Source organism: Serratia sp. TMDUHS_CL (genome assembly GCF_037137105.1).
Lineage (GTDB): Bacteria > Pseudomonadota > Gammaproteobacteria > Enterobacterales > Enterobacteriaceae > Serratia > Serratia nevei.
In genome coordinates this window covers 1-211 of record NZ_JBBBDV010000051.1, presented here as the reverse complement: position 1 = coordinate 211, position 211 = coordinate 1, and the positions used below count along the sequence as shown (strand labels likewise).

1 protein-coding gene is annotated in these 211 nt (G+C 69.2%); it reads left to right on the top strand.

All coding sequences use genetic code 11. The features are described 5' to 3' along the window. Positions 1–211: autotransporter outer membrane beta-barrel domain-containing protein (locus WCL58_RS25330; protein WP_336851761.1), on the top strand; the 211-nt coding region annotated here is incomplete at both ends.

Sequence of the window (211 nt, the reverse complement as noted above, 5' to 3'; positions counted from 1 at the left end):
TCAGGGCGGCACCGTGGCGCCGGGCAACTCGATCGGCACCCTGAACGTGGCGGGCAACGTCAGCTTCGAGCCGGGTTCGCGCTACGCGGTGGAAGTGGGGCCGAACGGCCAGAGCGATCGGATCCAGAGCAGCGGATCGGCGACGATCGGCGGCGGCGAGGTGGCGGTGACGCTGGAGAACAGCCCCAACCTGCTGACGCAAAGCGAGGTA